Below are 16,650 nucleotides of genomic sequence, written 5' to 3'. Positions count from 1 at the left end.
CCGGGAAGCCCGCGGTCCTTCACGGGGCGGCGGGCTTTCGCGTGCCTACTCTCCTTGGCCGATCTTGAGGTGAACGATGACGGGATCGTGGTCGGAGGGGTAGACCTCGCCGTCCCGGTAGGGGTCGATCTCGGTCCAGACGGTGCGGACGGCGCCGCGCGCAAGAATCCAGTCGATCCGCTTGCCGTCCTTTTCCGGCGGGAGCCAGTGGTTCTCGGTGCGGTACAGCGGGCCGCGCTTGGCGGCGGTTGTCCATGTGTCCTGGAAGGCGTCGGCCCCGGTGAGGATCGAGTACACCGGTGACGTCCCGGCGGCGGAGTTGAAGTCACCGGTCAGCACAACGGGAACGCCCGCCTGGAATTTGCGCACCCGATCGAGGATCAGCCGGGCGCTCTTCACCCGCGAATCAGCCGACATGTTGTCGAGATGCGTGTTGGCCTGGTACATCACCGTGCCGGTGCGCCGGTCGCGGAACTTGGCCCACGTGACCATCCGGACGTATCCGTTCCCCCAGGTGGCCGAGCCGATGACGGACGGGGTGTCGGAGAGCCAGAAATGGTCGAAGTCGAGGACCTCGAACCGCTGCTTCCGATAGAAGATCGACAGGAACTGGTCGCGGGTGCCGCCCTGCGTCCCCAGCCCGACCCAGCCGTACTCGGGCAGCGCCCGGGCCAGGTCGCGCATCTGATACCACCGCGCCTCCTGGACGCCCAGCAGGTCAGGCTCATGCTCGTGCAGCAGGTGCTCGACGAGCGGGAGCCGGGTCTTCCAATCCCTGGGCGGCGGGTCGTTCACGCCACGCAGGTTGTACGTCATGACGCGGACCGTCCCGTCGTCGTCCGCCCTGGGCTCGGCCAGCACGAACCCGGAGACGAGCAACGCCACCCCGGCCGCGACCCCCGGCAAGAACCACCGCCGCCGCAGGACACATCCGAGCATGGGTCCCCTCCCGCCACTCCAAGAATAGATCGAGGTGTCGAGCCGAACTCGATGGACAAATGGGACGGCGGGTCGCCGTGACCGTCTGCGGAGGGGCCGCCCGCGCCGCCGAACTGCGGACCTGGCTCCGTGCCCATGCCGCCGCCGACCGGCGCCTCACCATCGTCGACGCCGTCGCCGAGCAGGAGGGATGCCCTGATCATCGAGGCGCCCGGTCCCGCGCCGCAGCACCGGGTAGCCAGAAGACAGAGCAAGGAGGAGCGTCAAGTTTGCAGGGTGAGCCGCCGCCCCAGAAACGGGGAGGGGTTTGTGGTTGATAGGGACGGCTTGCGACCAATTTTGCCGCCCAGGTCCTGGACGCCCGCGCGGCCACACTCGGCCATTCAGTGCGTAGTCGGCGCAACGGCCTGCCTTTTAATATTCCAGTCGAATAACATCACAGCGGACTTCGGTGGCCGGGCCTATCGAACGAGTCTCGTGCATATTTGCCGTTCGTTGCCCGCGCGCCAGAAGGCGACCCTTTGAGGTCGTTCGCCAGTTGGGGGAGCCGACGGTGAATAAATGGAAGACCGCGTGTTCGGTGGCACTGACGGCCCTTCTGATCATCGGAGGGGCGACGCTGATCGTTCTTGGCTCGACTCATCGCTCTGCGAGCACGGATCAGGGACCGGCGGCCGGCCGTCTTGTGCAGGTCTGGAAGCACGGCGAGATCGACTTCTCCGGACTGCGGTACGACCCGCAGTCCGACTCCCTGCTCGCGACGACCACTGATGACGGGAGTCCGGGGAGAGTCATCGTCCTCAATCCCTTGGACGGTGCTCTGCGCTGGCAGGACTGGCCCTCCTACTACACGGCCGGCACGGTCACCGGCAACGATGGCATCGTGGTGGCCACCCTGAGCCGGACCGGCCAGAACCTACTCACGGCCGGCAGAGCGAAAGGCGGCGGGCAACTCTGGACGAGCGTATTGCCGCCCGGCAGGGACATCGTCAGCATCGCCGGTGCCCACCTCGTCCTGTCCGAAGGACAAGAGGTCACAGGGATCTCCCGCCGTACCGGATGGCCTGAGTGGCACTTTCAGGTCCCTTCCGGCTGTGAACTCCGGGCGCCGGCCGGAGAAGACCGGTACGGCGATCCGGATGTCGTCCCCTTGCTCCTGGAATGCGCAGGAGGGCAGATGAGGATCATCACGCTGGACGATGCGACAGGACGTGTCCGCTGGCAACGCACATTGCCAGGGGAACCGCTCGGTGAATCCGGCGTGGACGTCACCTCCCATGACGGGTTGGTCGCCTCATCCGTGGACGGAGGGCTGTCTCTCTACGACGGCAAGTCCGGTGCCGACGTGGCGAACATCCCTCCGAACTGCCTATGTGGCTACGTCGCCTCGAAGACGACGGTCATGACCGCCCGTTCCACCCAGGACGGCGCTACCGCGCTGGAGGGCATCGATCTCCGCTCCCATAAACGGCTCTGGAGGCGGTCGCTGCCCGCCGCACCACAGTTCATGTCGGTTTCCGGGGAACGCATGTACGCGGTAGTGCAGCTTCCGCGTCCTCTCCTGCCGCTGGCGCTCGTCACCATTGACCTGCGCAAGGGGACCGTGGGCTTCACCGCACTTCCGGTCACGGCGCAGGGTGTCAACGCCGCGGCCGCCGGCCACGGGTTGCTCTATCTGGCGCTCAGACAGGGCGAGAAGACGGCGATCATCGCCTATCGCACGGAAGACGCCTCACCGTTCTCCGGCGGCGCAGTACCGCGAGGCTGGCCGGACGCCTGTTCCATCCTCCCCGCCGGTGAACTGCCCGCTGTCCTTGGCTCCGCATACTCCGTCCAGCCGCAGCGCTACGGTGCGACTGCTCCGAAACTCGTCCACACGGTGGGCTGCGACTACCTGCTTTCCGGCACTGATCCCGTGGTCGTATCCATCGAAGTGGGCTGGGTAGGTGCCACCGCCGCCGAGGCAGAGAAGCTCTTCGCCGACCTTCACCGGCAGGCGTACACCATCGTGGGTGATATCTCCGGTGCAGGTGACGAGGCCTTCGCCGAGAAGACGTCAGGCGGCTACGGATCACCGGACAAGCAGACCCTCTATATGCGTGTCGGCTGCACGATCCTCAGAGTCGGCTCGACGGGGCCTCCGCAGATCCTTCCGGAACTGGCGCGCAAGATCGCCTCTCATGTGCACAGCTGCGCGGCGTGATCGGCCTCACGGACGACGGAGAGATCATGGGATCGAACAAGAAGAAGAGAAACCGGCGGAACAATCGCGCGAGGAACGGCAGGTCCCGTCCAGCCGCGCCGGAGCAGAAACGCCCGTGGTACAAGAGCCAGTTGGCCTGGACGGGAGCCGTTCTGACCGCCGTGGTGATAGCGGGTCTCGGCGCGGGACTGTCCGCGCTCACCACCGACGCCACCAGCAGAGTGATCAATCACATCGCCGAGCCCGCGACTCCTTTCACCGCGACGGTCTCGGTGGACTACGCCAGCCCTCCCGGCCTGGCCCTACCGACCTTGCTGGCCGACGGACCGGACCTGGCCATGCTGATCAAGGGTGAGGAATTCGATACCTCCGCGCTGCTCGCACGCCAGCACGGCGCCGCGGTCGAGAGCCTCCACGTCGACGTGGCCCTCACGGGGCTCAGTCAGAAGCCGGTGACGATACTCAAGCCGCATATCGGGCTCGTAGACCGCTGTGGCCCTCCGCTGGATGGCACATACCTTGAGATCGCCCACCAAGGAGGCCGGGATCAGGTGGCCAAGATGACCGTCGATCTGGACAGCCCGGCTCCCAAGGTCGTCCGCACCGACGGCGACCAGTTCCCCGGCTTCAACGTGGACCTCAAGAAGGACGAGCGGCAGACCCTGTCCTTCGACTTCAAGGCCGTTCGCCACTACTGCCGATGGCATCTCATGATCGATTATCAGGAATCATCCAACGTCCGAACCAAGGTCGTGGACGAGCGCCCGGGAACGCCGTTCGCGCTGACCGGAAAGGCCAAGCGCTACCTGCACACCTACAAGGCCGTGCTACCGGGCTCGACGTCGACCGATCCGCAATGAGCGCTCTTGCGAGCACACGGACCAAAGGACGGTCTCGCTTGCTACACCTTGGCAGAACGGACGGCCCGCAGGAGCATGGCCCACTCGCGGGGCGAGAGGCCGAGGATGTGGCCGGCGCCATCCTGCTTGCTGTCGCGCACGCCGATGGCGCCTTGGGGCGATGCCACTTAGCGTAAGGTGATCATGCTGCGAGGGTCAGGGGGCGTTGACGAGTTCGATGGTGGAGGGCCCGTCGTGGCGGGTGCCGGTGTCGCCCGGGCGTTTGACCCGGTAGGAGTTGTGGCGGGCGCGTTTGACCACGCCGGGGTAGGAGCGGTGCCGGCGCTCGGGATTGAGGTTGCGCTTGGCGGTGATGTCGGCGGCGAGTTCGTCATCGCCGGGACGACGCCGTGTTCGAGGATGGTGGTGATCAAGCAGATCAGCTCGCCGGTTTCGTCGCCTTCCCGGTCGGGCACCTGATACTCGATCACCCGCACGATCCGGGCCTGCTCGTGGTCGACGGGTTCGCCGGCGCGGGCGGTCTCGATGAGCGCGGTGCGGGCCTTGCCCTTGATGGCGGGGTTGACCAGCAGCGCGGTGTGGGAGCCGTGGGGCAGGGTGGTCAGCACCGGCAGCAACAGGGTTGACTTGACCCGCCACAGCAGCGCCGCGCCGGTGTCGGCGGCACGCGTCCAGTCGGCCCAGTTGTAGAAGTTGCGGTCGGCGATCAGCAGCCAGCGTGAGTCCAGCCGCGGATAAAAAGACGCCGGGCCGGGGTCTGCTCCCCGTCGGCCTGCCCGCCGATGGCGGCGTCCACGACCGCGTGCGAGCCGCACTCGCTGACCGTCACCACCCGGACCTTGGGGAACGCCGACCGCTTGTCGCCCGAGTCTTGGGGGAGCGGGCGACTTCGACGCACTCGCCATCGGGAGCACTGTGGCTGGACTTGCGCCAGTGGCTGAAAGAGGTGCTCATGGTTCGATCTTGTCAGCCAGGTGGGTTCTGTCCAGGTGTCCGCGCAGAGCCGTCCGGCCAGGTGTGGGTCGTCTGTGGTCAGTCGTGGGTGCGGAGGGTGCGTATGAAGGCTGCCCACTCTCGGTGGGTGAAGTCGAGGATGGGGCCCGTGCCGTCCTGCTTGGTGTCGCGTACGCCGATGGTGCCCCGGGGGGAGCGGGCGACTTCGACGCATTCGGAGTCTGGAGTGCTGTGACTGGACTTGCGCCAGCCGCTGTACTGGGTTTTCATTGCCCGTGGCTCACCTGTTCACTTAGCCGGTCGGCCGTTTCCGCCAGGAGCGACATGCTCTCCAAGGCTGGAAGGGTGGCCTCCCGGAGCCGATTGTGGAGACGCTCATACTTTGCCACTTCCTCTGGCGAAGCGTGGACGGTGCATGAACTCACGCTCTCGGCAACGGCGATCGTAGGGTCCTCCGGGTCGGTGAACGTGTAGATCATATATCCCGACTCCGGCAAGCGCCCTGGAGAGAGCCGGGCGTCCGTCGGTAGTACGAGAACAGTGAAGTGCGGCTCGCGAGTGAGCACGTCGACCATGTGGCGGAGTTGGGCTGCCAGGACGCGGGCCGGGACGGCGAGCCGCCTCAGGACGAACTCGTCCAGTATGTTCTCGAAATAGGGGCCGCCCGACCTGAAGACCACTTCTTGCCTGCGCTGACGAGCGGCCAGGCTGCGGCCTGGATCGTATTCGATCTGCGCCCCCTCCAACCTGTCGATCTCGATCAGCGCATTAGTGAACTCCGGGCACTGGAGGAGGCCAGGAAGCGTGAACTGGTTGTAGCCGCGGATGGTGGCGGCCCCCGACTCGATGTTCGCGTACATGCGCTGGCGGACGCCCATGGCGTCGCCGTAGGTGTCCCACCACCCGCGTTCGGCAGCCTCGCCGGCGATCTTGATCGTCTCATGCCACTTGTCACCGGTGACGTCAAGGACTTGGAGGATCTTGATGATGTCTCCCACGTCGGGGCGGCAGCGGGCGTTCTCCAGCTTGGAGATCGTCATGCGGGAGCGGTAGATGCGGCCCGCCAGTTCGTCGGCGGTCATGCCGCGCTCTTCGCGGAGGGTCCGGAGTTCGGTGGCGAGGCGGCGTCGGCGGACGAACGGGCTGGTCACCGGGAACCTCCTGGGGCGGCCGGGGGCGGCGCTGACCGGGGGAGTCAGCGTTTCAACTCTGTGTTATCACGCGATCTCCGAGCGTGTCTTCGATGGCCGCGCGGTTCGAACACGCGAAGTGAGATGAACGCTCATCCGGTGCGGTGTTCCGTTCGTTTACGTAAACGAGGGCGAACGTTCGGGGGTGCGGCGTGCCGGGGTGCCGGGCGGGGTGCTGACCTCGTCCTTTTCCACACCGGATTCGGGCGGTTACTGAAGACGGAACGGCCGATGACACAACGTCCCGAGAGGTGATCAATGCTGGCCGTTACCGTCCCCGCCGAACGCGAGGCTCCGATGTATTGGCGGCGCGAGTTTCCGGGCAAGCCGGAACAAGTCAGGCTCGTTCGGGCATTCGCCGCACATCTGCTGGTCGACTTCCCGGCCCTGGACGACGTCCTCCTCGTCCTGGACGAGCTGGCGGTCATTGCGATCCGGCACACCCGGGCGGGCGAAGGCGGCGGCCGGTTCACCATCGACATCAGCATGGACGTCGCCGGCATCATCGTCTACGTCACCGACCAGGGCGGTTCGGGCGAGCCCAAGCTGCGGAACCTGGCCGAGTTGGCGGAGGGCGGGCGCGGCCTGCTCACCGTGGACGCCCTTGCCGCCAGCTGGTCGTGGACCGGCACCCCCGAGGGCCGGACGATCCGCGCCACCTTCCCCCGTACGGACGACGAGCCCTCTACCGCGTGGTGCAGACCCAGGTGACTGTGCGGCCGCCGCCCGCGTTGGAGATCGCGTTTCTCTGGGCCGCGGCCCGCGTGTCGCCATGGCCGTCCCAGTACCTGTTGGTCCTGGAGTTGTACGCCACTGCGCCGCAACCGTTGACGAAGGTCGTGAGGACCTTGCAGCCGGAGGTCTTGCACTCGTTCAGCGCCCGCCGCCTGGCAGTGGCCACGGACTTGTAGTCCCAAGCCTTGCCGATGGCGCCGTTGCGTCCCACGGCGATGGCTCCGTAGTTCCTCGGCGGCGGCGAGTACGTGGGTTCCCGGGTGGTCGGCTCCGAGGTGGGCAGGGACGGCGGGCTGTAGGTGGGCCGGGTCGGCCGGTCCGAGTCCGTGGGCGTCGCCGCCAATGGCCTGATCTGCGGGTCGTCGTCCGAGTCGTCCCCCGACAACAGGAAGACGCCGCCGCCGATCAGCACCATGAATGCCGTGACGGCCACGATGACGATGACCATGGCGTTGCCGCCGCCCCGCGGCCGGGGGCCGGGGGGGCGGCCCGAACGCGGGTGGGCCGCCGCCGTACGGCGGTCGTGGTGGTGGGTGCACGCTGAGTCCCCCGAACTCGTCGATATCCGGAAGATCATAGCGATTCCCACCTCGGACGGACAGGCGGACCCAGACCGGGTCCATCCGCCTGTCCGGGTCCGGGACGTGGGTCCCTCAGTAGCGGAAGATGGCGACGGCGTCGCTGCCGTCGAGGATCTCCGGCGCCGTGGAGACGAAGAGCCGGCCTCCCCGGGCCAGGGTGTCGCCGGCCGTCCGGTCGAGCTGCTCGCAGCGGGCGGTGGGTCCGCCGGCGCCGAGCCGGACCACCGGGACGGTGCTCGGCAGCCCTTCCCAGCACCATGCCTGATCACCGAGGAGGAGCGTGTCCACCCGCCCCTGCTCGGCGGCCTGTTCGATCTTTCCCGGGTCGGCGGAGGCGTACCCGGTACCGTGCAGATCCGCGAATCGATCCAGCGCCTCGCCAGCCTGCCGGTCGGCGATGCTCTCGATGACGGGCCATGCCGCGGCGTGCAGCTCCTCGGGGGAGAGCCGGTCCGGGTTGTGCAGGACCGACTCCTCCGTCAGGTGCGGATAGGTGTTGACCTCCCGGTACATCGCCACCAGGTAGTCCAGGCCCATGGGCACCATGGGCAGGTCCTGGTCACCGAGATATTCCCGCAGCCCTTCGTTGACCCGAAGCAGGAACTGCCGCGCCTCTTCCTTCTGATGGTGCTTCTCGGCGGCGGCATGCCCGTAGAACACGGCGCGTCTCCCCGGCCCGCCCGCACCGCCGGACGTCAGCCGCGCCATGGTGTCCGAGCGCGCCTCCGGCGGTTCGATCACTTCCCGCAGGCTGGTGGGGACGTCGCGCAGCTCCAGTTCATCGACCCGCTGCATGCTGGCGTCCAGCACCCGTATCTGCTGCTGGCTCAGCGCCAGCAGCAGGAAATGCCGGTCAGAGGCGATGATGCGCAGCAGCGGGCCGATGATGAATCGGTCCCCGACGGCCCCGACCTCCGGCAGCCCGACGGGTACCCGGAAGCTTCGATGCCAGCCCGGTCGCAGGAAGAGCGCGAGTCCGTCGCTCATATACCGCCACGCGACTTCGTCCTTGTGCAAGTCCCACGCCGGGGCGAGCAACTCCGCGATATCCGGTGCACGCATGCCCTGCTGGGAGAGCACGGACTCCGTTCCGGTCAGCAGATTGCGCCAAGCGATCCGGTCGGCCTGCACGCTCATGGGCGTGCTGGAACGGTCTGTCGGGATGAAGAGCGAGACATGCGCGTCCTTTGGCTCTCGCTGCGTCAACTCCACCAGATCGGCTCGCGTCACGAGATCCATGCCGACCCTCCCCCAGGTCGCCGCGGTCAACAGGCATCGCCCACCGTACCCACCGGAGTGGGGCCCCTAATCCCAAAGGAGCGGAGCGGTCGTTCAACAAGATCTCCATGGAGTGCTCATCGAACACATGATCGGTCCGGGCGGCGGAGACGGCCGTCGGCGGGCATTGCGTCTGGAGCCTCCGCCACGGATCAGAGCTGGTCACGCGGGATGGTGATGGTCCAATTGCGGGAATGGACGCGGAGGTCCCCTTCGTATGCGTCGAGTTCGGCATGGAGGAGGAAGTCCGTTTCCGTCGAGGTCAATTTGGTCCGGCTGACCGTGCTGACATCCCAGCCGCCCCGGACGAACCGCATTGTCCACTCGACGTCCCCGAATACCGAGGTGAAGTCGTCTCCGGTCCATCCGTAGACTTCCTCAGCGCGACGGGCGATGTCCAGATCGATGTCCTCCAGCCGCGACACCCCGAGGTCCTTGATCACCTCGAGGGCGGACTCGTAACCGACCATGTCGCGGGAGACCGTCCATCTCTCCTTGTGCGGCCGGATCTGGGTGGTTGCGACGGGCGGCGTCCCCTCCGGCTCGCCGAACGCGCCGACGTCCGGTTCGCCGGGAGCCCCGACCGGGCGGACCGGCAGGTCGAGAAGGCACGCCCCGGTGAACAAGGACAGCTGTACCGGGCGGGGCGGGGGCCAGGCCAGCGGCCAGTAGGAGGTGGAGATCGAAAGGCGGATGCGATGCCCGGGCGGGAAGGCGTGCGCCATGCCGTTCAGCGTGACGCGTATCTGGTAGCGCCGTCCGGGGACGAGCGGCCGGGGAAGTTCGTGTCCGGTGCGGTGGGTGAGGTTGAGCAGGCCGTAGGTGACGCGGGTGGCACGGCCGTCCGGCGCCACGTCCGACAGGCGTACGGCGACCATGGCCTGCGGGCGGCTGACGGCGAGCACCAGGCGCACGACGGGCGCGCCCAGGAGCTCGCAGCGTTCGTCGAGGATCTCGCTGTCGAAGACGAGCGAGCCGCCGTCCTCCTCGCGCTGGTCGTACGGCAGATCCGGGGGCGCGTTGTAGGAGCACCACTTGCCGGCGAACTGCCCCACCGAGAGCGGGGACTCGATGGTCAGCTCCTCGCGCTGCACACGTTCGCCCTCGGGGGCGATGCGGTTGCGTCCCAGCGGATGGCGGTGAACCCGGATGCGGGGGGACGGCCAGCCGGGCTCGCCGACCCAGCGGCCCGGCCGCTCCACGTACGTGGTGGAGGGCGGCACGGTCTCCTGCATCCAGATGCGCAGGCTCGGCTCGTCCATGATCCCGTTGTCCACGCCCTTCAGCCAGTGGTCCCACCACCGCACCAGCTCCTGGAGGAAGCCGATCGCCGGACCGGGCTCGCCGAGGTGGGGGTACTTGTGGGACCAGGGGCCGATGAGCCCCCGCACGGGCGCCTCGAGGTTGGCGAGGGCGCGGAAGACCGCGTTGGAGTAGCCGTCCGCCCAGCCGCTCACCGCCAGCACCGGGCACTGGACGTCGGAGTAGTCCTCTGCGACCGAGCCGTGCCGCCAGTAGGCGTCGCGGCGCTGGTGCCGGAGCCACTGCTCCAGCCACAGCCCGCTGTAGTCCAGGCGGTCGTGCCACATGTCGCGCCACCGCTCGCCGACGATCATCGGATCCGGCGGGCACGAGGTGTAGGCGAACATCGTGGACGCCCAGGACAGGTTGTCGGTCAGCAGGCAGCCGCCCATGTAGTGGACGTCGTCGGCGTAGCGGTCGTCGCTGAAGGAGAGCGCGGCGATCGCGCCCAGGCTCGGCGGGCGGCGGGCCGCGACCTGCAGGGCGTTGAAGCCCCCCCAGGAGATGCCCATCATGCCCGCGCGCCCGCTCGACCAGGTGCGGTCGGCGAGCCAGGCGAGGATCTCCTCGGCGTCCAGCAGCTCGCTCTCCAGGTACTCGTCGGTGAGGACGCCCTCGGAGTCGCCCGTACCGCGCAGATCGACCCGTACGCACGCGTAGCCGTGACCGGCCATGTACGGATGGTGGATGGAGTCGCGGACCGCGGTGAGGTCCCGCTTGCGGTAGGGAATGAACTCCAGTATCGCGGGCACCGGGTTCTCGTCGGACGCCACCGGGCGCCAGATCCGCGCCGACAGCCGCACGCCGTCCGACATCGGGATCCAGACGTGCTCATCCTCCCGTATCGCGTGCGGCAGCGACGTCACCTCGCGCATCGCGTCCCCTACTCGTCGAACTGGAACGTCAGGCGCTCCAGGCACCGCGCGTATCGTGCCTCCAGTTCCCGCTCGTTCTCGGCGCCCATGTAGATGTGTCCCAGTTCGTAGCTGTAGCTGTCCTGCAGGGCAAGGTCGGACAGGCGGACGCCGGGTTCGACGGAGATCTGCACGATCGTTCCGGGAAACTCCCACTCGACCGCCGCGATCTCCTCTGCCGAGGGGACGCGGCGGACGACGCCGTCGGTGAAGCGGCGGATGAACCATTTGGCCGCCACGTTGTGATCGCCGCCGCCCGGCCGGAACTCCGGATCGAGTCCGAGCGCGAGCCGCACCATGTACTGGTGGTTGGGCGCGCCGTCCACGTACAGGAACAGCGGAGCGTGCGACTGGGAGTGTCGTGGATTCACCTCCAGCAGGTTGATCGCGCCGGTGCCGCGGTCCCAGAAGAACTCGATGTTGAACGTCGTCGAGTCGAGCCCTATGTGCTTGATCACGCGGGCGCTGATGTCGGTCATGCGCTCGATGACCTCGCCGGGCAGGGACGACGGGTACTGGTAGCGCAGGAAGCTCGGCCGGTCGGGGCAGAGGAGGGAGTCGACGGCGCCGTAGACGTGCACCTTCCCGCCGGAGGCCCAGCCCTCAAGGGTGAGCTGGGCTCCGTCGACCGACTCCTCGGCCAGGCATGCGCTGCCGCCGGCCTCGGCGATCTCCGGTGGCAGGTCGAGCCGGGACAGGACGGACTCGAACGGCCTGCCGGTGAATCCGATCTCCTCGCGGATCACGGCGGCCGCGCGGGCGAACTCGTCCCGGTCCCGGACGTGGAACGCCAGTACGGAGGCCATCGACTTCACCGGCTTCAGCCACATCGGGAAGCGGACTCCCGGCGGAGGACGCGCTTCGTCGGCTTCCAGATCCACCAGGCCGAACGCCGGCTTTTCATCGATCACCTCGCGCTGCACGAGCCGGCTCCAGTACTTGTGCTCGCACTTCACGACGGATTCGAGGGTGGCGCTGCGCAGCCCGTATCGCGCGCAGAGGACGGGGACCATCGTCGTGATCGGAAAGTCCCGGAACCCGATGATCGCATCGACCGGGCCGTCGAAGGCGTCCAGCACCGACCCGGCCCGGTCCAGCAGCCGGTCGAAGTCGATCTCTCCGTGCCGCAGCTCCTCCAGGGAGAGCAGGCGGTGGAACCGGTACTGCGCCGGGTGGGGGAGTTCTCGCAGCATCCGGAAGTTCAGCTCGTCCCAACCGAGCACGAACACGTTCTGCGGCATGCGTTCCCCCTCCGCGTGCTCCTCGTAGTCGGAAGTTTCCGCAAACGGCCTGGTTAAACGGCCCGTGGTCGCTCAGGCGTCGCGGTGGCGCAGGACGGTGATCCCGACCCACAACGCCGCCGCCGTCCACGCCAATCCGGTGACCTTGCCGGCCGCCACCTCAAGCGACAGCCCGTCCACCGCCACCTTGTCCCCGTACCGCTTCGTCAGTCCCCGCAACGTGATCAAAAGGACCTCCCGCCCGATCGTCCGCCATTCCGCGACCGAACCTAGAGATCCGCAGACCGCCCCCACACGACCCGAAAGCCACCCACCGCCCCTGCCTTTCGACAGGGTCGGCCGGTGCTGCGCCGTTCTGCGGTGGGCGGAATGGTCGGGACGCCGGGGAGGGACCGGCTTACGATGTGGCGTATGGCTGAGATCGTCCGACCGTTCATGCCCGCTGACGAGATGCCGCGCGACGGGCGGGAGCCGTTGTGGCGGGAGGCGCTCGGCGAATGCCTGCGGCGCCTGCGCAACGAGCGCGGGGAGATCCTGGTCGAGACCGCGCGCCGTGCCGGGGTCTCGCCGCAGTACCTCTCCGAGATGGAGCGCGGGGTCAAGGAGCCGTCCAGCGAAATGATCGCCGCGGTCGCCGGGGCCCTGGACGTGACGCTGGGCGACCTGACGCTCGCGGTCGCGACGAGTCTGCTGCGTGCGCCGTCCAGGGTCGCCCCGGCGGGCCCGACCGCCTACGCGCTGGCCGCGTAGCGGCCGCCCGGAAGCGGTCGTTCCTCGATCACGTGGTCGATGAGGCCGTACTCCAGGGCCGCGTTCGCGGGGAACACGCGGTCGCGGTCGGTGTCGGCGCGCAGTGCCGCGGTGTCCTGCCCGGTGTGCCGGGACAGGATGTCCTCGATGTCCGCGCGGACGCGGACGACCTCGTCGGCCTGCAGGATCAGGTCGGGGATCGTCCCGCGGCCCTGCCCCGTCGGCTGGTGCAGGACCACCCGGGTGTGCGGCAGCGCGGCGCGCTTGCCGGGGGCGCCGGCGGCCAGGAGCACGGCGCCGACGGCGACCGCCTGGCCCACGCACGTGGTCGCCACCTGCGGGCGGATGAAGCGCAGCGTGTCGTACACGGCCAGCATCGCGCTCGGGTCCCCGCCCTCGCAGTTTATGTACAGCTGGACGTCGCTGTCGGGGGCGTCGGCCTCCAGGTGCAGCAGCTGCGCGACGAGGGCGTTGGCGACACCCGCGTCGATGGCGGTGCCGAGGTAGATGATCCGCTCGGTGAGCAGATGCGAGTAGACGTCCATGATCCGCTCACCGCGCGGGTGCTGCGCGATCACGTTCGGGATCGTGTAGCTGCTCATCGGGAGGCTCCTTCGGAGGGGACACCGAGCCCGACGGGCCGGTGGGCGGCGGGAATGATCTCGTCCATCGTGGTGACGACCGAGTCGACGAACCCGTAGTCGAGCGCCTCCCGGGCCGTGTACCAGCGGTCGTGCAGCGAGTCCTCGAAGACCCGTTCCAGGGGCTGGCCGGTGTCCTCGGCGATGAGCCCGAGGACGGTGTCGCGGGTGTGGCGCAGGTCGTTGGCCTGCAGCTCGATGTCGACGGCGGCGCCCGCGATGCCGGCGGAGCCCTGGTGCATCAGCACGCGGGAGTGCGGCATGGCGCGGCGCTTCCCCCGGGTCCCCGACGACAGCAGGAACTGGCCGGCGCTGTAGGCGACGCCGAGCACCAGCGTGGACACGTCGCACGGGACGAGCCGCATGACGTCCCGGATCGCGAGCATCGACGGGACCGACCCGCCGTGGGAGTGGATCCACAGCGCGATGTCGGTCGACGCGTCCTGCCTCGCCAGCGTGATCAGCTGCGTCGCCAGCAGGGTGCCGTTGTCGTCGTCGAGCGTGCCGTCGAGGACGAGGACGCGCTCGTGGTAGAGCTCGCGCCGCACTCTTTCGTTGAACAACGGGATCTTCTGTTCATCGCTCATGCGTCCACTCTGCGGCGGCGCGCGCACCGGCCACGGCTGTATCTGCCCACGGCGGATCCGCCCAGAGCAGCGCGGCATGCCGGCTCAGGACGGCGGGCGGCCGGTCAGGCGGGTGGTCAGGGACGCCGCCGAGGCGCGGATCCGCGCGGCCAGGGACGGCCAGGTTTCGGGCGGGTGGTCTTCGCGGCGGAACGTCACCGTGAGGGCGGCGGTGGGGTGGCCGGTGTGGTCGAAGGCGCAGGCGGCGATGCTGGCGAAGCCCTCGGTGATGTGGCCGTCCTCGGCCGACCAGCCCCGGCGGGCGTCGTCCGCCAGAGTGCGGCGCAGTTCGCGCAGGGACGTGGGGCCCTTGCCCGTGCGGTCCACGAAGCGGCCGGGGAACAGGGCGCGGACCTGGGCGGGGGGCAGGTGCGCGAGGAGGGAGAGGCCGCTGGCGGTGAGGTGGGCGGGCATCCGGACGCCGACGTCGGTGATCAGGGTGGCGTGCCGGGGCGGCTGCTCCTTGAGGAGGTAGAGGGTCTCGGCGCCGTGCAAGACGCCGAGTTGGGCTATCTCGCCGAGCTGGTCGACCAGGCGGCGGAGCAGGGGGCGGGCCAGGCGTTCCAGCGGTTCGTGGCGCAGGTAGGCGGAGCCGATCTCGAAGGCCGCCACGCCCAGGCCCCAGCGGCGCTCCTCCGGGATGTAGGTGACGAAGCCGTCCTCCGACATCGCGGTGAGCAGGTGGTACGTGCTGGAGCGGGGGAGGTCCAGGGCGCGGGCGATGGACGACGCGGGGAGCGGGCCGGGCGCGGCGGCGAGGAGGCGCAGCACCGCCAGGGCGCGGCGCGCGGCGGGGACCTGGGGCATGGGCTCATTGTCTCGTATCTGAGACACATGACGGCCTGCCGGGGTGGGGCCGGCGCCGGCGAGCGGGTCCAATGGTGGGTATGGGTGTTCCTATGGTTGAGGTCGGTCCGGAAGCGCTGACGTTCGCGCAGGTCGTCGCCGTCGCGCGGGACGGTGCTCGGGTCAGGCTGACCGACGAGGCGTTGAAGCTGGTCGGCGAGGCACGGGCCCATATCGAGGAGCTGTCGGCTCGTCCGACGCCTGTTTATGGGGTTTCGACCGGGTTCGGGGCGCTGGCGACGCGGCACATCGCCCCCGAACTGCGGGACCAGTTGCAGCTCAACATCGTCCGATCGCATGCGGCGGGGTCGGGGCCCGAGGTCGAGCGGGAGGTCGTCCGGGCCCTCATGCTGCTGAGGTTGCGGACGCTGGCCACGGGACGGACGGGTGTCCAGCCCACGACGGCCCGGACGCTCGCCGAGCTGCTCAACGCCGGCATCACCCCGCAGGTCTTCGAGTACGGCAGCCTCGGCTGTTCCGGGGATCTCGCGCCGCTCGCCCACGTCGCGCTCGCGCTGATCGGCGAAGGGTCGGTCAGGGACGCGAACGGTGAGTTGAAGCCGGCGGCCGAGGCGCTGGACGAGGCCGGGCTCGCCCCGGTCAAGCTCGCCGCCAAGGAAGGCCTCGCCCTTCTGAACGGCACGGACGGCATGCTCGGCATGCTCGTCATGGCCATCGAGGATATGCGCGGGCTGCTCACGGCGGCCGATGTCGCCGCCGCCATGACTGTGGAGGCGCTGCTGGGCACGGACCGGGTCTTCGCCGCCGACCTGCAGGCGCTCAGGCCCCATCCCGGGCAGGCCGCGAGCGCCGCCAACCTGCGGGTGCTGCTCGCCGCGTCCGAGATCATGGAGTCGCATCGCGGGCCCGACTGCACCCGTGTGCAGGACGCCTATTCGCTGCGCTGCGCACCGCAGGTGAACGGCGCCGCCCGCGACACCCTTCAGCACGCCGAAATGGTCGGGGGAAGGGAAATGGCGTCGGCCATCGACAATCCCGTGGTGCTGCCGGACGGACGCGTCGAGTCCAACGGCAATTTCCATGGTGCGCCCATCGCGTATGTGCTCGACTTCCTGGCGGTGCCCACGGCCGATGTCGCGTCCATGTCCGAGCGGCGCACCGACCGGATGCTCGACAAGGGACGCTCCGGAGGGCTGCCCGCCTTTCTCGCCGACGATCCCGGCGTCGACTCCGGGCACATGATCGCCCAGTACACGCAGGCCGGGATCGTGTCGGAGCTGAAACGGCTCGCGGCCCCGGCGAGCGCCGACTCGATCCCGAGTTCGGCCATGCAGGAGGACCACGTCTCGATGGGCTGGAACGCGGCCCGGAAGCTGCGCAAGGCGGTGGACGGGCTGGCCCAGGTGATCGCCATCGAGATCCTCACCGCCGCGCGGGCCCTGGACCTGCGCACCCCGCTGCGCCCCGGCCCGGCGACCGGCGCCGTCGTCGCCAAGCTGCGCGAGGCCGTCCCGCCGCCCGGCCCGGACCGCTACCTCGCCCCCGAGATCGCCGCCGCCACCGCCCTCGTGCGGGACGGCTCGCTGGTCGCCGCCGCCGAAGCCGTCACCGGCCCCCTCTCCTAAGGAG

At 68.8% G+C, this 16,650-nt stretch carries 19 protein-coding genes; 5 read left to right on the top strand and 14 right to left on the bottom strand.

Annotation, left to right across the window (positions count from 1 at the left end; all coding sequences use genetic code 11):
- Nucleotides 1–45: 45 nt before the first annotated feature.
- The gene (locus HUX53_RS19540; RefSeq protein ID WP_176404653.1) at nt 46–939 is read right to left on the bottom strand and encodes an endonuclease/exonuclease/phosphatase family protein; all 894 of its coding nucleotides are present in this window, start codon (nt 937–939) and stop codon (nt 46–48) included.
- 553 nt (nt 940–1,492) lie between these two features.
- Between HUX53_RS19540 and HUX53_RS19535 the strand changes: the two genes are divergently transcribed.
- On the top strand, nt 1,493–3,142 hold the full coding sequence (locus HUX53_RS19535) for a PQQ-binding-like beta-propeller repeat protein (RefSeq protein ID WP_176404652.1): 1,650 nt from the start codon (nt 1,493–1,495) through the stop codon (nt 3,140–3,142).
- 26 nt (nt 3,143–3,168) lie between these two features.
- Nucleotides 3,169–4,002 carry a hypothetical protein gene (locus HUX53_RS19530; protein WP_176404651.1) on the top strand — a complete coding sequence of 278 codons (834 nt, stop codon included), beginning with the start codon at nt 3,169–3,171 and terminating at the stop codon, nt 4,000–4,002.
- Between the two features lie 41 nt (nt 4,003–4,043).
- Here the strand turns inward: HUX53_RS19530 and HUX53_RS19525 are convergent, their stop codons facing one another.
- The 5 genes from HUX53_RS19525 to HUX53_RS19505 all read right to left on the bottom strand — a co-directional run bounded on the left by HUX53_RS19525 (nt 4,044) and on the right by HUX53_RS19505 (nt 6,107).
- The gene (locus tag HUX53_RS19525; RefSeq protein ID WP_176404650.1) at nt 4,044–4,169 is read right to left on the bottom strand and encodes a DUF397 domain-containing protein; all 126 of its coding nucleotides are present in this window, start codon (nt 4,167–4,169) and stop codon (nt 4,044–4,046) included.
- Entirely contained in the window at nt 4,170–4,817 is a 648-nt protein-coding gene (locus HUX53_RS19520; RefSeq protein ID WP_176404649.1) for a hypothetical protein, read from the bottom strand.
- 10 nt (nt 4,818–4,827) lie between these two features.
- A complete protein-coding gene (locus tag HUX53_RS43085; protein WP_176404648.1) occupies nt 4,828–4,956 on the bottom strand; it encodes a DUF397 domain-containing protein in 129 nt (42 codons plus the stop codon).
- Nucleotides 4,957–5,034: 78 nt separating this feature from the next.
- Nucleotides 5,035–5,226 carry a DUF397 domain-containing protein gene (locus tag HUX53_RS19510; RefSeq protein ID WP_176404647.1) on the bottom strand — a complete coding sequence of 64 codons (192 nt, stop codon included), beginning with the start codon at nt 5,224–5,226 and terminating at the stop codon, nt 5,035–5,037.
- Nucleotides 5,223–6,107 (bottom strand): helix-turn-helix transcriptional regulator, encoded by an 885-nt coding sequence (locus HUX53_RS19505; RefSeq protein ID WP_176404646.1) that lies wholly within the window; start codon nt 6,105–6,107, stop codon nt 5,223–5,225. The genes HUX53_RS19510 and HUX53_RS19505 overlap by 4 nt, the downstream gene beginning before the upstream one ends.
- A gap of 297 nt (nt 6,108–6,404) precedes the next feature.
- Here HUX53_RS19505 and HUX53_RS19500 point away from each other — a divergent pair, with 297 nt between their 5' ends.
- Nucleotides 6,405–6,857: an ATP-binding protein gene (locus HUX53_RS19500; RefSeq protein WP_176404645.1), complete on the top strand. Its 453-nt coding sequence runs from the start codon at nt 6,405–6,407 to the stop codon at nt 6,855–6,857.
- Here the strand turns inward: HUX53_RS19500 and HUX53_RS19495 are convergent.
- The 5 genes from HUX53_RS19495 to HUX53_RS41340 all read right to left on the bottom strand — a co-directional run bounded on the left by HUX53_RS19495 (nt 6,832) and on the right by HUX53_RS41340 (nt 12,425).
- Nucleotides 6,832–7,458: a DUF4189 domain-containing protein gene (locus HUX53_RS19495; protein ID WP_176404644.1), complete on the bottom strand. Its 627-nt coding sequence runs from the start codon at nt 7,456–7,458 to the stop codon at nt 6,832–6,834. The genes HUX53_RS19500 and HUX53_RS19495 overlap by 26 nt on opposite strands.
- Before the next feature lie 76 nt (nt 7,459–7,534).
- Complete coding sequence (locus tag HUX53_RS19490; RefSeq protein ID WP_176404643.1) at nt 7,535–8,701, bottom strand: hypothetical protein; 1,167 nt, start codon at nt 8,699–8,701, stop codon at nt 7,535–7,537.
- Nucleotides 8,702–8,892: 191 nt separating this feature from the next.
- On the bottom strand, nt 8,893–10,917 hold the full coding sequence (locus HUX53_RS19485; protein WP_176404642.1) for a CocE/NonD family hydrolase: 2,025 nt from the start codon (nt 10,915–10,917) through the stop codon (nt 8,893–8,895).
- 8 nt (nt 10,918–10,925) lie between these two features.
- Nucleotides 10,926–12,197, bottom strand: coding sequence for an acetyl-CoA carboxylase biotin carboxylase subunit family protein (locus HUX53_RS19480; RefSeq protein WP_176404641.1), 1,272 nt, complete (start codon nt 12,195–12,197; stop codon nt 10,926–10,928).
- 72 nt (nt 12,198–12,269) lie between these two features.
- Nucleotides 12,270–12,425 carry a hypothetical protein gene (locus HUX53_RS41340; RefSeq protein ID WP_255205414.1) on the bottom strand — a complete coding sequence of 52 codons (156 nt, stop codon included), beginning with the start codon at nt 12,423–12,425 and terminating at the stop codon, nt 12,270–12,272.
- Nucleotides 12,426–12,608: 183 nt separating this feature from the next.
- Between HUX53_RS41340 and HUX53_RS19470 the strand changes: the two genes are divergently transcribed.
- The gene (locus HUX53_RS19470; RefSeq protein WP_176404640.1) at nt 12,609–12,947 is read left to right on the top strand and encodes a helix-turn-helix domain-containing protein; all 339 of its coding nucleotides are present in this window, start codon (nt 12,609–12,611) and stop codon (nt 12,945–12,947) included.
- On the opposite strand, the gene HUX53_RS19465 is transcribed toward HUX53_RS19470, so the two are convergent.
- From HUX53_RS19465 to HUX53_RS19455, 3 genes are all read right to left on the bottom strand, one after another.
- The gene (locus tag HUX53_RS19465) at nt 12,929–13,549 is read right to left on the bottom strand and encodes a ClpP family protease (protein WP_176404639.1); all 621 of its coding nucleotides are present in this window, start codon (nt 13,547–13,549) and stop codon (nt 12,929–12,931) included. The two genes, HUX53_RS19470 and HUX53_RS19465, sit on opposite strands and share 19 nt — an antisense overlap.
- Nucleotides 13,546–14,175 (bottom strand): ClpP family protease, encoded by a 630-nt coding sequence (locus tag HUX53_RS19460; protein WP_176404638.1) that lies wholly within the window; start codon nt 14,173–14,175, stop codon nt 13,546–13,548. The genes HUX53_RS19465 and HUX53_RS19460 overlap by 4 nt, the downstream gene beginning before the upstream one ends.
- A gap of 84 nt (nt 14,176–14,259) precedes the next feature.
- Nucleotides 14,260–15,021 (bottom strand): IclR family transcriptional regulator, encoded by a 762-nt coding sequence (locus HUX53_RS19455; protein ID WP_176404637.1) that lies wholly within the window; start codon nt 15,019–15,021, stop codon nt 14,260–14,262.
- Between the two features lie 80 nt (nt 15,022–15,101).
- Between HUX53_RS19455 and hutH the strand changes: the two genes are divergently transcribed.
- On the top strand, nt 15,102–16,646 hold the full coding sequence (hutH, locus tag HUX53_RS19450) for a histidine ammonia-lyase (RefSeq protein ID WP_176404636.1): 1,545 nt from the start codon (nt 15,102–15,104) through the stop codon (nt 16,644–16,646).
- Nucleotides 16,647–16,650: the final 4 nt, after the last annotated feature.

The sequence above is a fragment of the Actinomadura sp. BRA 177 genome (genome assembly GCF_013372625.1).
Lineage (GTDB): Bacteria > Actinomycetota > Actinomycetes > Streptosporangiales > Streptosporangiaceae > Spirillospora.
The sequence above is the reverse complement of the archived record's forward strand: the minus strand, read 5'-3'. Positions and strand labels throughout refer to the sequence as shown.